Source organism: Streptomyces sp. NPDC047002, from assembly GCF_040704505.1.
Taxonomy (GTDB): Bacteria; Actinomycetota; Actinomycetes; order Streptomycetales; family Streptomycetaceae; genus Streptomyces.
The window spans coordinates 102,716-119,812 of the sequence record NZ_JBEYWC010000006.1; the positions used below are offsets into that span (position 1 = coordinate 102,716).

Annotated in this window: 1 protein-coding gene (running past one end of the window); it reads left to right on the forward strand. The window is 74.8% G+C overall.

The genetic code is table 11. The annotated features are described in order from the left end of the window. Nucleotides 1-16,886, forward strand: partial view of a toxin glutamine deamidase domain-containing protein gene (locus AB0910_RS08475; protein ID WP_366743761.1) — the 3' end only. 25,417 nt of this gene lie to the left of the window's left edge; the window shows 16,886 of its 42,303 coding nt (coding positions 25,418-42,303); its start codon lies beyond the left edge, outside the window; it ends in the stop codon at nt 16,884-16,886. Nucleotides 16,887-17,097 lie beyond the last annotated feature (211 nt).

Below are 17,097 nucleotides of genomic sequence, written 5' to 3' on the forward strand. Positions count from 1 at the left end.
CCGCCGCCGGACTGCGGGCCATGGTGGGCGCGTTCGGGCGGTACGCGCGCTCCACCCTGCACGGCACGGTGTTCGGCGGGTCCGCCGGTCGGAAGCTGGTCGGGCAGGCCAAGAAGGTGCCGACGCACCTGTACCTGGTCGAGAAGACCGTGTACGTGCGGCGTACGGGCGATGCGGAGCCCACGGCGTTTTCGACGTGGAGCCTCGACCGGATGACCACCACGGAGGCGCGCCGCCTGGCCGGGTGGGACGACGGCACCGCACTGCCCTCACGCCTCGCCAACGAGCCCTTCGCACCCGCCTACCTGGCCAAGGACCACCCGACCGTCCTGGGTCTCAGCAGGCCCGAGGCGTTCCTCCACGAGACGCAGCCGGTCAGGGACGTACCGGGCACCCGGGAGGCCACCGAGGCGCGGGAGGCCGCGGACACCCGCGAAGAGGCGCGGCCCGAGCCCTCGCTGCTCCAGGACTTCACGCAGCGCGTGCTGCGGTCCGCTGCCGAGAAGTACCCGGAGATGATCGCGCCACTCGAGGACTTCGCCGGGCTCGCCGGCTCCCGGTGGACCGGCCGCGAGCACTACCGCATGGCGCTCCAGAACACCCTGAACGTCGTCAACACGCTGTCCCACCACAGCATGGCGGGCAACCTGGAGACCCTCGTCACCACCGGCGTCCGCATCGACCTGGTCGGCCCTGGGCGCCTCCACAGGTCCCACCGCTACCTGTGGATCGACGGCACGCTCACCGACCGCCGCTACGAGGGCACCCAGAACGACCTGCACGTGCGCACCAGCGCGCCGGGCACCCGGCGCATGGACGGCATGCGCAACGTCGTCCGCGGCTACGAGGGCGGCGTCGAGGGCTCCCTCGCCGTGCGCGACTCCGTGCACGACGTCGTGGGCAGGCCCGACAACATCGGCACGCTCCAGGTCGGCCCGCGCTGGGGCCGGCAGACCGGGCACAGGACCGGCTACGGCTCCACCGCCTCGTTCGAGGCGCTCAGCAGCAGCACCTCCCCGTCCCACCTGCACAGCTACCGGCTGGAGTTGACCGCGTCGACCGGCGGCTACCGCCGCTTCAGGCACCTGTGGCGCGGCACGGCGTCCCTCGGCGTGCTCGGCACGCAGATGTTCGTGCGCAACGAGCCCCACACCGACCTCGTCGGCGGCACCGCGGGCGCCCCCGTCACCGGCCGCGTCCTGCTCTCGGTGGCGTCCGAGCACACTCCGGCGACCGACCCGCACACCGCGGCGGCCGACAGCCGCACGCCCACCGTGGCGCCGCTCACCACGGCGGAGGCGAAGGCCCTCGTCACCGGCGACCTGCTGGGCGCGCCCCCGCAGGCGGCAAGCCGCTTCGGGGACTTCCCCGTCCACACGGTCAGCGTCGGCGCGCACCGCGAACTCGTCGACGGTGCCGAGCAGATCATGCAGCAGGTTTCGGGCGACTCGTGGTTCTTCCGGCAGCAGGGGGCGCCGGCGCACGAGGCGATCGTGCGCTCGCTCCAGGCGCAGCCGCTCACCGCCGACTTCGACCAGCTCTCCGCGCCCGCGGGCAGCCGCATCAACGGCCTGTTCGGGCAGGGGCCCTACCTCAACCGGCTGGGCGCCCTGGTGCACCGGCTCGGCGTCGGCAATCTGCGGGTCGCCTCCAAGCCCGTGAAGATCGACACGGAGCAGAACCTCGGCTCGGACACCACCGCCTCCGGTGCCACCACCACGACGCACACCTTCACCCTCGCGATGGCGGGCAACGCCGTCCACACGCACGACGGCTCGCCCAGCGTCGCCGGCACCTACGGCACGGTCGGCCGCATCGGCAGCACCCACGGCGTCACGAAGACCGTGAACAGGACGGTCACCAGCGACATCAACCCCGTCGACACCAACCACAAGGTGCTGGTGGTCGGCGACACCGAGCACGAGATCGCCGGCACGGTGCGCGGCGACGGCCTGCTCGCGCCGGTCCACGCGCTCGCGACCAGGCTGCGCACGGCATGGGCGGGCAAGCGGTTCACCTTCCACAACGACTGGGTGGGCCACATCACGGAGAAGGCCGCGCACCGGCTCGGGCTGCTGAGCGACGGCGCGGGCGAGGTGCCGCGCTACACCGAGCAGGAGTGGCAGCTGCCGCAGTGGTGGCAGGACAGCCCGTTCGGCGCGTACCCCGTCAACTCGCTCGACGCGGCGAAGGTCGTCGCGGAGTTCACCAAGAAGCTGGAGGACGTGGGCGCCGACGCGGCCACCCGCGACGACGCGTGGTCCCGCACCTCACCGCGCCCGCTGCGCGCCCTGTACGGGCGGCTGCTGACCGGCGGCACCGAGACCCGCGGCAGGATCGGCGGCCCCGGCTTCGGCGCCTTCAGGGTCGGCGGCCGCACCCGGCCCGTCAGCGTCGAACTCATCAAGGGAGAGGCCCAGTTCGACGGCCTCGGCCACAGCACGGCCTTCAAGGACGGCCGCCACGCGACCGAGACCACCGAAACGACGCGCACCGATGCGAAGATCAAGGCGCTGGGCGTCCAGCTCGGCGAGGCGGTGCGCACCGGCAACGAGATCGCGAACGCGGCAGGCCCCACCTACTCCGAGCTCGGCTCCAGCACGCAGCAGGTCGCGGCGGGCAGTTCGACGGCGCGGATGAAGAACACGGTCTTCTACACCAACGAGCCGCACGCCGAGTACCTGACCCCCTACCGGCTCAGGCTGACGCTCGACCTCGGCGACGGCAGGAAGATCACCGCCGAGGGCGATGTCGGCGCGCTGCGCGAGCAGGTGCCGCTGAGCCTGACCGTGCCCGCCGAGCCGCGCACGCAGGCGCCCGCGACGGACGCAGCCTCCGCGACGGACGCGGTGGACGCGGCGGAGCAGGACGCCGGGCACGAGGGCACGGGACAGGCCGTGCACGGGGACAGGGAACGGCCCGTGCTGCCCGACCCGTTGGCGGGCACGGAACCGGGCGGCTGGGGCGAGGACGTCGAGCGGGCGCTCGACGAGGCCCGCAGACACGCCGAGGCGGACGACACGCCCGCGACCGGCACGGACACGGCGCCGCCCGCCGTGACCGCGGACACCCCGGCCACCGACGGGCACACCACCCCGGCCGAGGACAGCGGCGCCGAGGACGCCGTCACCGTCCCTGCCGAGGATGCCGCCCCCGTTGTGGGCCCGCTGGACACGCCGGAGTTGGCGGCGCCCGCCGCGAGCGCCACGGTGTGGAGCCCCCGCGAGGTCACCCAGGAGGCCATCGACCGCTGGCGCGCCACCGTCCACCCGGACGGCACGCGCAAGCCGTTCACCGTCCCCGACGTGGGCTTCCACGTCCGGCAGGTGGTCGGCCTCGCCAACCTGCGTGCGGCGGGCGATCTGGCGGTGGCGAAGGCGTACGGTACGTCGCTGGGTTCCGCGGTGCGCGGCGGCGGCCGCCTGGAGGGCGACGCGCTGGGGCGCGCGCTCGCCAAGGCGCACGGCTCCGGCCTCACCAGGCCCGGCACTGCGTCGTCGCTCGCGCTGCACGACGGCACGACGGCCGAGTCGCTCGCCGCGTTCTTCGAGGACACCGCGCAGCAGGACGGCTACCAGGTCGCGGGCCTCTCGGAGGACACCTTCGCGGGCGGCGCCGAGGGCGCCTACCGCCTCTACTCGCGGCCCGACCTCCAGGGCGCGCGGCTGCTCGCCGTCGCGCCGGACGCCAGCATGGAGAGCGCGGAGCGCTCCACGGCGTCCACCGACACCTCCGTGACCCGCAGCGGCGCCCAGCAGCCGATCCTCGGCGGCGGCCCGGTGCTCGCCGGCGGCGACCCCGGCAGGGCCCAGCCCGGTGTGCAGGGCGCCGACGCCACCGCGACCGAGGCCGACAGCAGGCGCCAGGGCGGCGCGGAGGCCGGGCAGATCACGCTCAAGCCCACCGCGGGCAAGGCGTTTCTGTTCGCGGTCCCGACGAGGTGGCTGGGTGTCGCGGATGTGCACCGTACGTTCAAGGACGGTGCGGTGGGTTCGTGGATGTCGCGGAATCTGGGTCCTTTCGGTCCGGTGAAGCCGGGTCCGCAGGCCGTGGAGTCCGACACGCATGTCCTGGCGTGGGTGCGCGAGGATGTGGCCCGCGGGCTCGGGCTCATCGACGACACCACCTTCCCGCAGGGCGTCGCCGACGCCTGGGCCGCGGTGAAGAAGGCGGGCGACGCATGGGTCGCCGCCGACAACGCGTACTGGAAGACCCGGCGCGGCCTGCCCGAACTCAGCGAGCGACGCGACGCGTTCGAGAGCGACCTGCGGGCGGCGAAGCAGGCGCTCGCCGACGCGTTCGCCAGGCGGCACGCGCAGGACGCGTCGCCGGGCACCGCCGTGCGCGCCGCCGACGACACGGCGCTCGACACCGCGGGCCGCGAGGACGCGGCGGCCGAGCGGGCCGCCGCCGTGCGGGAGGCGGTCGCCCGGGTGCGCACCGCGCGCGCCCTGTCCGACGGCGCCGCCCGCACACTGGACGCCGCGCACGCGTCCCTCGCGGGCGCGGAGGCCAAGGCGAAGGCGGCCGCGGCCGAGTTCCACCGCGTCCGCGCGGGCGCGGACCGGCTCACCCGCTGGCACCGGCTGCCGGACGGCGCGCGCGCGACCGTGGCCGAGCCGGCGGCCGTGACCTACACGGCGCCGCCGAAGGCCGCGCCCGGTACGGCGCCCGGCGGCCCGCGCTACACGGTCGAGCCGGGCACCGACGACATGCCGCCCCAGCTGACCGCGCCCGACGGCACCGCGTACACGGTGCACGATGTGCCGCGCGACGGCGACGGCTTCTTCCGCTCGCTCGCCGCGGGCCTCGACCACCTCGACCCCGGCCTGCTCGCCGACCGGGTGCCGGTGGGCGACGTGCGGCAGACCAACGAGGCGCTGCGCGACCTCCTCGCCGACCAGCTCGGCGAGGAGGAGAACGCGGACCTGCTGGACTTCACCGCGCCCGACACCCGGGACGCCTTCACCGCGGACGAGGCGGCGGCCGCGGGCCTGCGCTTCGACGAAGAGGGCCCGCAGCAGCGGGAGTTCGACGCGACGGGCCGGATGCCGCTGCACGAGGTCCTGCCGGGGGACGCCCGCACCGCGCTCGCCGCGGCCCAACTGCGCAGGCCCGCCGAGGGCGAGGGGAGCTGGGACCACGGCGCGGCCGATCTGCTGCCCGCGCTCGCCGCACGCACGTTCGGCGTCAGGGTCACGGTCGTACGGGACGGCGGGACGTTCGACGAGTTCCTGCCCGAGGGCTCGAACGGCGGCGAACTGCCGCATGTCGTCCTGCACTTGGCCGACCGGCACTACAGTCCGGCCCTGCCGGAGACCGTGCGGGGCACCGGCCTCGGCCACGGCTTCGGTCGCGGCCTCGGCTCCCGCGTCCGTACGGCCCGGCAGGGCGACCTCGCGACGGCCGTGCGCACCGCGCCCGACACGCACACCCCGGCGGCCGGGACGCGCGAGACCGCCCCCGCACGCGACGCCGCGACGACCGGTGCGCCGCCGCGGCTCCGGGTGCACTTCGAGGACGGCTCCGTGCCGGGCGGCTCGCTCGCCACGCCCGTCAGGGAGGCGCTCACACCCTCGCGGTACACCACCGCCGAGGGCAGTCTCGACACGTACCGCAGGCCGCAGGTGGACCGGACGATGGTGCCGCCGCCGCGCAACGGGCGGGTCGTGACGTTCGACGACGGCACGCGCCTGCCGACGTACCTCACCGGCGACGGCACCGACACCGGCCGCTCCTGGACGTACGGGGACGGCAGGGTCGCCCTGCGCGGGGCCCGGCAGGTCGTCGCCGAGATCGGGGACCGCCTCGCCCTGACGCACGAAGGCCCCGAGGAACAGGCCAGGTTGCTCGACAACCTGCGGCGCGCGCTGCGCGAGACACCGTGGCAGTTCCACGGCGAGGGCTACCGCTCGCTCGGCTTCACGGACGCGGCGGGCCGCACCAGGCACCTGCGGGTGACGACCCGCCCGCACAACACGTGGGAGCGGTTCGAGGACGCGTTCGGCGCGCCGTTCACCTTCGACACCGTGCAGCGCAGCCAGGTCACCACGGGCGCGGGCGCGGTGCAGACGACGAGCCGCAGGATCGCGCCCGCCGTCTCGCTCGGCCCGGCGTCCGGCATCGCCGCGTACGGGCGGATCGCCGGCGCGGTCGGCCAGTCCCGCACGTACGAGTACGGGATGCAGAACCAGACGCTCAGCCAGGCCGAGACCCGCACGGCGGAGCCGTCGAGCCTCTACCTGGACGACGTGCAGTACGAGGTCCGCGTCGAGGGCGGGGACGACACGGCGGCGGCGCCGCACCGCCCCGGCACGGTCGGCGCGCTGCCCGACCACTTCACCTTCGGCGTGCGGGGCGGCCTGGCCGTACGGCTCCTGGAGAGCGAGACCCGGCAGGGCGTCGAGAGCCCGGGACGGGCGCCGCGCGAGATGGCGATCGACCCGGACGCGGCCTACCGCCTCGTGCACACCGAGGGCTTCGGGCCCGTCAAGGAGATCAGGGACTGGGCCCTGGAGCGCGTGCACGCCAGGCCCGACACGTCGGCGCACGAGGAGATCAGCGGGTTCTTCAGCACGGAGAACTTCCACCGCATGGCGGACCGGCTCGGCCACGGGCTCGTCACCACACGGCAGTTGACGCGGGACGACAAGGACCGCAGCCCGATGGGCGCGTTCGTCGTGGACCGCGTCGTGCCGGGCAGGGCCACGCTGCTGACCGGCACGGCGGCCTCCGAGATGCGGATGACCGTGCAGCAGACGCTCAGGAACGAGCGCACGCTGTCGAAGACGTACACGCAGGAGGTCAGCGCCGCCGCAGGACCGAGCTTCGACGTCGTATCGTTCTTCGGGCCCGCGGCCGGGCTGCGGGCGATGATCGGCGCCGTCGGCCGCTATGTGCGCTCGACCGTGCACAGCACGGTGTTCGGCGGGTCCGCCGGGCGGAAGCTGGTCGGGCAGGCCAAGAAGGTGCCGACGCACCTGTACCTGGTCGAGAAGACCGTGTACGTGCGGCGTACGGGCGATGCGGAGCCCACGGCGTTTTCGACGTGGAGCCTCGACCGGATGACCACCACGGAGGCGCGCCGCCTGGCCGGGTGGGACGACGGCACCGCACTGCCCTCACGACTGGCGAACGAGCCCCTGGTCCCTGCCTACTTGGCCCAGGACCACCCGACCGTGCTGGGGCTGAGCCGCCCTGAGGCGTTCGTCCACGAGGCCGAACTCGACCGCCAGGCCCCGCACACCGCCGTGGCCGAGGAGACGCCGCACACCGCCACGCCCGAGGAGACCGGGTCGGGCGAGCTGACAGGGGAGCGCGACGAGGCGCCCCCGCGGCGCGAGGACGCCGCCGGCACGGTCGCCGAGGCGGGCCCGAGGCCCCGGCCCACGCTGCTCGACGAGTTCGCCGGGCAGGTGCTCGCGGCCGCGGCCGCCAAGCACCCCGACATGATCGCGCCGCTCGCCGACTTCGCGGACCCCGCGGACCCCAGGTGGCACGGCCGCGACCACTACCGCACCGCGCTCCAGAACACCCTGGACGTGGTGAACACGCTGTCGCACCACAGCATGGCGGGCAATCTGGAGGCGCTCGTCACCACCGGCGTCCGCGTCGACCTGGTGGGCCCGGGACGCTTCCAGCGCGCCCACCGCTACCTGTGGATCGACGGCACGCTCACCGACCGCCGCTACGAGGGCACGCAGAACGACCTGCACGTGCGCACCAGTTCGCCCGCCACCCAGCGGATGGACGGCTCCCGCAATGTCGTGCGCGGCTACGACGGCGGCGTGGAGGGCTCCCTCCAGGTGCGGGCCGCCCAGCACGACCTCGTGGGCAGGCCCGACAACAGCGGCACCCTGCAAGCAGGTCCGCGCTGGGGCAAGCAGACCGGGCACAGGACCGGCTACGGCTCCACCGCGTCCGTCGAGGCGCTGAGCAGCAGCACCTCACCGTCCCACCTGCACAGCTACCGCATCGAACTCTCCGCTTCCATGGGCGGCTACCGCCGCTTCCGGCACCTGTGGCGCGGCACCGCGTCCCTCGGCGTGCTGGCCGCGCAGCTGTTCGTGCGCGACGAGCCGCGCACCGACCTCGTCGGCGGCACGGCGGGCGACGCCGTCGCGGGACGGGTGCTGCTCGCGGTCGCCTCGGAGCACACCCTGTCGCCCGGCGCCTACCGGGCCTTCGGTACGGGCCGGCACACCCCCGCCCTCACGGAGCGGCGCCTGACGGCAGCCGAGGCCAGGGCGCTGGTGACCGGCGACCCGCGCAACGCGCCGCCCGCCGAGGCCACCCCCTTCGGCAGCCACCCGTTCAGCACGGTCGGCGTGGGCGCCCACCGGGAGCTGGTCAGCGGCGTCGAGCAGGTGATGCGCGAGACCTCCGGCGACTCCTGGTTCTTCCGGCAGGTCGGCGCGCCCGCGCACAGCATGATGGTGCGCCCGCTCCAGCCGCACGCCCTGACCGCCGACTACGACCTGCTGTCCGCCGCGGCCGGCAACCCCACCAACGGCCTCTTCGGACAGGGCCCTTACCTGAACCGCCTGGGCGCCCTCGTCCACCGCGCGGCCGTCGGCAACGTCACGGCGGTCTCCGAGCCGATGCGGATCGAGACGGAGCGCTCGCTCAGCTCGGACACCCAGGCGTCGGGCGCCGTCACCACCCACCACACCTTCACCCTCGCGCTCGCGGGCAACGCCGCGCACAGCCACCCCGTGGGCGAGAGCGTGTCGGGGACGTACGGCCTGGCCGGCGCCTACGGGCGCGAGAACACCGTGACCCGGTCGGTGAATCGGACCGTCTCGGCGGACGTCACGTCGGTGGAGACCAGCCACCAGGTCCTGGTGGTCGGCGACACGACCCACGACATCGCCGGCACGGTGCGCGGCGACGGGCTCCTCGCCCCGCTGCACGCGCTGGCCACCCGCGCGCGCAGCCTGTGGGTGGGCAGGCGGCTCACCTTCGGCTCCGACTGGGTGGGGCACGTCTCGGAGAAGACCGCCCACCGGATCGGGCTGCTGCGGGACCGGCTCGGCGACGTGCCGCTGTACCGGGCGAAGCAGTGGCGGCAGCCGCGCTGGCTGCGGGAGTCGCCGTTCGGCTCGTACCCGGTCAACTCTCTCGACGCGGGCGACGTCGTCGCCGAGTTCGAGCGCAAGATCAGGTCGCTCGGCGCCGACGACGCCAGCCGGGACCTCGTACGCTCCCTCAACACCCCGCGCGCGCTGCGGGCGTTGCGCGACCGGCTGGCGTCCGGCGGCACCGAGTCGCGGCTGCGCGTCGGCGGTCCCGGCTTCGGCACCGTGCGCATCGGCGGCAGGACCCTGGAGCTGCGGGCCGAACTGCTGCCGGGCGAGGCCGAGTTCGACGGCCTGCACCATGGCACCCTGCTCGCGGAGAGCCGTGGCGCCACCGAGACGAGCGACGTCACGCGGACCAGGACCAGCACCAGGGCGCTCGGCGTCCAGGTCGCCGAGACGCCCGGCACCGGCGACCGTGTCGTGCCTGCCGCGGGACCCACCTACGGCGAGCAGGGTTCGAGCAGCCGGCAGACCACGGCGGGCAACGCCACCGTGCGCAGCCGCAACAGCGTCTTCTACGCCGACGAGCCGCACGCCGAGTACCTCACCGGCTACCGGCTCAGGCTGACGCTCGACCTCGGCGACGGGCGGACCCTGCGGTCCGAGGGCCCGGTGGGCGAGATCAGGGACCAGGTCCCGCTGAGCCTCAGCACCCCGGTGGCGGACGGCACTTCGACGGCAGGACGCACCGAGGACACCGGCCGCGGGGCCACCGCGGAGGTGCTCGACGCGCCCGTGCAGGTGGAGCAGCAGCCGGGCGTCACCCTGTGGCGGCCGCAGGACGTCACCCCCGAGCACATCGGCAGGTGGCGCACCGAGGCCCCCGCGGGCGGCGAGCCCTTCGCGTTCCCGCCGACCGGCTTCCACGTCAGCCAGGTCACCGGCGCGGCCAACCTGCGTGCGGCGGGGGACCTGGCGGTGGCGAAGGCGTACGGTACGTCGCTGGGTTCCGCGGTGCGCGGCGGCGGCCGCCTGGAGGGCGACGCGCTGGGGCGCGCGCTCGCCAAGGCGCACGACTCCGGCCTCACCAAGCCGGGCACGGCCTCCGCGCTCGCCCTCCACGACGGGCAGGCGCCCGTCTCGCTCGCCGCGTTCTTCTCCGACGCGGTCGAGCAGGACGGCTACCAGGTCGCGGGTCTTTCCGAGGACACCTTCGCGGGTGGTGCCGAGGGCGCCTACCGGCTGTACGCGCGGCCCGAGTTGGGCGCGGCGCAGCTGATCGCCGTGGCGCCCGCGGCGGGGATGGAGACCGAGTCACGCACCAGCGCGAACAGCGAGGCCTCCGTGGTGCGCGGCGGCGCCCAGCAGAACACCACGGGCGGCGGTCCGATCGCGATCGTCGACGAGGCGGCGGGCGCGGCGCAGCCCGTGATGCAGAGCCTCGACACCACCACGACCGCAGGCGACAGCAGGCGCCTCGGCGCCCTCGACACCAGCCAGGTCACGGTCAGGGCGCCGGAGGGCAAGGCGTTTCTGTTCGCGGTCCCGACGAGGTGGCTGGGTGTCGCGGATGTGCACCGTACGTTCAAGGACGGTGCGGTGGGTTCGTGGATGTCGCGGAATCTGGGTCCTTTCGGTCCGGTGAAGCCGGGTCCGCAGGCCGTGGAGTCCGACACGCATGTCCTGGCGTGGGTGCGCGAGGATGTGGCCCGCGGGCTCGGGCTCATCGACGACACCACCTTCCCCGAGCACGTCGCCGACGCCTGGGACGCCGTCAAGCGCGCAGGGGAGGCGTGGGCCGCCGCCGACACCGCGTACTGGGACGTCCGGCACGAACTCCAGGCCCTGCGCCAGGGCCACGCGCAGGCCCGGCGCGACCTGAGCCTCGCCAAGGACGCGCTGGGCCGGGCCCGCGCCGACGGCGACGCCGCCCGCGAGCGGGACGCGCGGGAGCAGGTGCGGGCCCGGGCCACGCAGGTGCGGGAGGCCGCCCGCGCCATGCGGGAGCGCTGGGAGGCGCTCGGCACGGGCCGGGCGGCGGCGGAGCGCGCCGCCGCGGACTTCCACGGCGTACGGCTCGGCGCCGACCGCCTCACCCGCTGGCACCGGCTGCCCGAGGAGCAGCGCGCCGGCATCCCCGAGCCCGCACGCGTCGTGTACGAGGCCGCGCCGGAACACACCGCTGTGCAGGACCGGCCGCGCTACACCGTCGAGCCCGGTACGGACGGCCTGCCGCCGCGCCTGACCTCGCCCGAAGGCACCGCGTACACGGTGCACGACGTGCCGCGCGACGGCGACGGCTTCTACCGGTCGCTCGCGCTCGGCCTCGGCCGCGCGGAGCCGGAGCGCCTCACCGCGCTCCTGCCCGCAGGCGGTGCGGAGCACCCGGGCCCCGCCCTGCGCGCCCTGTTCGCCGACCGGCTCACCGACCCGGACCACGCGGACCTGCTGGCGTTCGTCTCGCCCGACACGGACGACACGTTCACCCGCGCCGAGGCGGCCGGGGCGGGCCTGCGGTTCGCCCGCAACTCCCGGCAGGGTGCCGAGTTCGACGCCACGGGCCGGATGCCGCTGCACGAGGTGCTGAGCGAAGAGGAGCGCACCGCGCTCGCCGTCGCCCAACTCCGCAGGCCGGGCACGGTCCCCCCGGCCGAGGAGCACGCCCCCGGCACCGCCGACGGCTGGGACCACGGCGCCGCCGACATCCTCCCGGCCCTCGCCGCCCGGGTGTTCGGCGCCAGGGTCACGGTCGTACGGGACGACGGCACATACGAGGAGTTCACCCCGACGCCCCCGGCCCCCGCGCTCGCCACCCTGCCGCACGTCGTCCTCCACCTGGCGGGCCGCCACTACACGGCAGCACTGCCGGAGAGCCCGGCGGAGCACGCCCCGGCCGGGCGCGCATCGGCCGAGCGCGCACCGGTGGAGGCAACTCCGTTCGAGGAGACGCTGGTTGAAGACGCCCCCGCCGAGCACGCGCCGGCTGAGGACGCCGCTGTCCGCGAGGAGCCGGTCGAGGACGCCGCGGTCCGTGCGGAGCCGGCTGAGGACGCCGCGGTCCGCGAGACCTCGCGCCCGGCCGAGCACGCGCCGGCGACTCCCGTAGAGGACACGGCGGTTCAGGCCCGGGACACGGCGCCCGCGGTCGACGGCGCGGCGGCTCGGGATGCCGTACGGGACGACGCGGCGCGCGACGCCGTCGAGGCCCTGCACGAACGGCCGCTCGACGCCGGGCAGCAGGACGCGGCCCCCGGCCACGACGCGGACACCACCGCCACGCGCACGGCGCACGAGCCGGAGGAGCACGCACCCGCGGCGCCCCGGCCCGCGTCCGTGCCGCCGGAGCAGGACGCCTGGACGCAGCGGCTCGCCACCCGCGCCACCGAGTTCGCCGTCGGTTCTGTCCGGCTGCCCGACAGCCTCCGTACCGACGTGGACGCGCTCGCCGGCACCCTGGCGAGGACCGCCCTGACCATGCGCGCCAAGGGGCACCCGCACCTGCCCGCGGTCACCGTGACCGGCTACGACACCGGCACCGGCGGTGGGGGCGGGCAGCCGCACTTCGGCGAGGCGCTGCGGGTCGGCCAGGAGCGCGCCGGCGGCGTCGCGGCCGCGTTCCGCGACGCGCTCGGGGCCCATCTCGACCGGCTCAGGGTCGAGGGCAGTGAACACCCGCTGACCGCCGACGACTTCGCTGTCACGGCGCGCTCGGCCGGCTTCGAGACGCCGCAGGGCGCACCGGGCCCCTGGCAGGGCACCGTGCTCACCATCGACGTCCGCCGCCCCGACCGCCCGCTGGCGCCGACGCCCGCAGAGGGCAACGGCCAACGGGCCGAGGGCAGTTCCCCAGCTCTCCACGCGGGCGACGACACGCGCGCGGCACAGCAGGACCACCGGCGCGACGACGAGGACCACCGGGACCAGGACTCCGAGGGCTTCGACCACCGCGACGAGGACTCCGAGCAGGACGAGCCCTACCTGCTGTCGGACCTGCTGCCCGAGGACCGGTGGTGGCTCCTCTACATCGACCCGCGACACCACGAGGAGGCGCAGGCCGCGTACGAGGCCGACCCCGCACGCTTCCGCCATGTGGGCCGCTACTACGACGAGGACCAGTCCCCGGGTTACCAGGCCGGCATGGTCCTGGCGTACCGGGAGGCCCTCGACAACGTCGACGCCCTGCGACAGCGGCTGAACGCCCAGGTCTACGAGCACCTCCACGACCTCGTCACCAGCAACCTCGGCAAGAAGTTCGACTGGTCAGGCGGCCGCCCCACGCACTTCCCGCTGCGCAACACCGACCCCAGCGCGGATCTGCTCGAAGAGGAACTGCTCGGCCGCCGCGTCCTCTACGACCTGCGGACCCACGACTGGCAGGGCCCCCTGCCCGACCCGGGGCCCCTCACCATCCTGAACACGGTGCAGTTCCGCAATGCGGTGCTGCAGACGAGCTACCGGGTCGGCGAGGTCCCGGTCCTCGTCGACGCCGTCTTCGACCGCTACTACGCCGAGGTCGCCGCCGCCACCGACGACGCACAGGTGCTCGCCGCGATCGCCCGCGCCGTACGCACCCTGCAGGTCCTGCACCCCTTCACGGACGCCAACCGCCGGCTCAACGTCCAACTGCTCCTGCCGCGCCTGCTCCTGGAACAGGGGCTGCCGCCCGTCGTCACCGACGACCTGCACCACCTCTTCCAGGGCGGCCATTCCGTACCCGACATGGTCGCGGCCCTCCAGCGCGGCATCGACAGGTGGCAGCCCGCCGAGGAGCGTCCCGCCGAGCAGACGACCACGGGTGTGAAGCGCCGGCGCGAGGAGTACGAGCGCGACGACTCCGATGTCGCGGCCGCACCTCGCTCCGACGACCCCGACGAGGCGGCCACGCAGCGCTCCGACGACTCCGACGAGGCGGCCACGCAGCGCTCCGAGGACGCCGAAGGCGACGTGCGCCCCGCCAAGCGCCTCCGGGGCGCGGTCGCGGACAGCGACGACGTGCTGCGCGAGCGGGGCCTCGTACCGCCGACCGCCGAGGAACGCGCCGCGCTCGACGCGGTCCTGGCAGCAACGCCCCGCGACGCGGGGGGACGTCCGACCGTCACGCCCGGCCTCCTGCGCGCGGTCAACCCGAGCGCGGACCTCATCAACTGCCTCGAATCCAACCTGGCGTTGTGGGACACGCTGGACGGCAGTACCCGGGTGGCGGGCGCGAGCGAGCGGCCCGAGCCCGAGAGCCACGCCGTATGGCGGCTCCAGGAGCGGCACGGCGCCGCGCTGCGCCACGGCACCGGCCAGGAGGGGCTCGACTCCGTCGCGGCGCAGCTCCGCGCGCAGGGCCCAGGCGGCAGGGCCCTGGTCCTCACCGCGGAGGAAGGAGTGGTCGGACACGCCGTCTCGCTGCTGCACACCGCCGACGGGATCGTCGTGGCCGACCTGCAGCGCGGCACGGTCTCCCCGCTCGCCCCCGGCGTGCCGCCCGTCGCCCCCGAGGCCCGCGTGTGGGCCCATGTGCAGGACCCCGCGGGCGTCCCTGTGGTCGGCGCCGGCCACTACGACGACGGTCTTTACGCGTCCACCGACCCGGCGCGGCCCGCCCCCGAGTTCGGCGCCCCGAGCGGCACGTCCGTGGCGCGGCCGTTCGGCCGCTCACCGTTCGTGGACGCGTCCGGCTGGCAGGCCGCGGCCGCCGCGTTCGAGCAGGACCTGGCCGCCCACGCCTACGGCGACCCGCAGGTCAGGACGGCGGTCTCGGTGGGCCTGCGGCGCCTGTCCGAGGTGCTGGTGCAGCACTCGGGCGCGGAGCCGCAGCAGGTGCGCCGCTCGTTCCTGCGCGACGAGGTGTCGTACGCCGGGCAGGTCGGCACGGACCTCCCGCCCGACGAGGTCGACGACCTGCTGGAGAACGGCAGCACGCGCGAGATGTTCACGGCGTTCTACAACGCCGCCTACGACAACGAGGAGGCCGAGTTCTCGCTGCGCAAGGTGCTGACCGAACTGCTCGCCGCCCAGGACTGGGAGCGGGTGCGGGCCCTCGGCCTCGACGAGGAGGGCCTGCGCGCCTACCACCACTCCCTGACCACCGGGCGGTTCAGGCTCGGTGCCCAGGGCGCGACCGCGCTGCTGTCGCCGGGGCACGCCCACCTCTTCCGCGCGGGCGACCCGTTCGCGCTCGGCAACCTCATCTCGCACAACGAGAGTTGGCTCACCGACGGCAAGGAGCTGCTCGCGAGCCGCGCCACCCGGGTGTGGCACGACGAGGACGCGCAGTCCGGCCTGCGGCGGACCCCGGGCTTCTACCGCGGCCGGGGGGCCGGCCTGAGCGGGCGGGAGTCCGCCTACCTGCTGGGCAAGGAGCGCCTCACCGTCGTCGACGGCGATCCGAAGGCCGAGGGGACAGGCAGGACGGAGGTCCTGAACCTGCGGGCGAGCGACCTGCGGGACGGCGAGTCCGGGCCCGAGTTCCCCGTCATGTGGGAGGAGGGGCACAGCCGCTTCACGGTCGACAGCTCCGCCTGGGCGGCGGGCCTGCAGGCGCGCGGCATCAAGACCCTGACGGGCGTGTCGGGGACGGCCGCGCTCATGCTCAGCGCCTTCCGGTGGCTGGGCACCGGCATCGACCCCGCGCTCTTCCTGAAGGGCCTCGTCGGCTGGATGGGCGTGCACGACGACCACTCGCTGTACGAGATGCTCCGCGGCGCCCAGATGGCCGGGCTGCGCACCCGCGACGGGAGTCCGCTCGAACTCACCGACGGCGCCGCCATGTACCGGAGCCTGGCCTCGCTCGGCCTCGGCTTCGAGCGCCACCGGCTGCGCGCGGTCTCGCCCGACGGCCTGCTGCCGCACGAGACCGTCTACCGCGACCTCGTACGCCGCGGCCGTGCGGACGGCGGCCTCGGCACGCCGTCGGCCCCGCACCGCGAGAAGGCGGAAGCCCTCCACCAGCGCCTCGCGCGGATGGCCAGGGGCAGGGCACTGGCGTCGAGCAGGGACCCGTGGGACCCCCGGATGTGGCTGGCCCGCAACAAGCTGACGGCCCGCGAGCTGGTGGAGCGCGTCAGCCTCGCCCACCTCTACGCCCTCAGGGCCTTCACCGGCGAGGACTTCGTGCCGATCAACACGGCGCTGAAGGCCGTCAGGTTCGCCGGCGGGCACGGCGTGCTGCCCGACCCGACGCCGACGGCGCTGCGGACCGTCTTCCGCAGGGCCGTCGACAGCCGCATCGAGCCCCAGGCGTCCCCGACGCAGTCCGCGATGCTGTTCGCGGACCGGCGGATGGCGGAACTGCTCGCGGCGCACGTGCGGGACCTGGGCAATCTCATCGGCCCGCCGCAGATCAAGCAGTTGAAGGACCGCACAAGGGCCGCGATGTACGCCCGGGTGGACGAGCTGCTGCCCGCCCTCGTCACCGAGACGAGGATGCACGCCGAGATGGTCGTCGACGCGTTGAGCGCCCTGCCGCCCGTCCGGGACGTGACGGTGTGGCGCGGCAACTGGGCCATGGGCGGCGACGGTCTGGCGAGCCCGTTCCTCAAGCTGCTGTCCACCGGCTACAACGCCGAGGTCATCACGTTCAACGACCTCAGCAGCGCCACGCTGCTGCGGGACAAGGCCCTGGAGTTCGTGCGGCACCACAAGGTCACAGGCACCAGCCACCCGGTGCTGCTGCGGCTGCGGCTGAAGGGCGGCCACGGCCGGGACATCTCGGCCTTCTCGCACTACCCGCACGAGGCCGAGGTGGCGTTCCTGCCGGGCGCGCGCTTCCGCGTCACCAACCGGGTGTGGACCACGGAACGGCTCTGGGGGCGCCAGGCGCAGGAGATCGCCTACGAGATGATCGAAGCGGAGGAGATCGATCCGGCGGAACGGTGACGTGTCCACCCTGGTGCGGTCTTGATGCGGGACGGCGGAACGGCGACGCCCCCGGCGTGGGGGCCCGATGCGGGCTCGGGCGGGCCGCGGAGCGCGGGCCGGGAAGTGGCGCATCAACGGCCGAAAGTGGGCGTACCGATGGCGGGGGCGGCGGTGTTGCGCTGGGTGCAGCATCCCGTCCGCCCCGCAGCTCACCCGTAGGAGCGCCCGC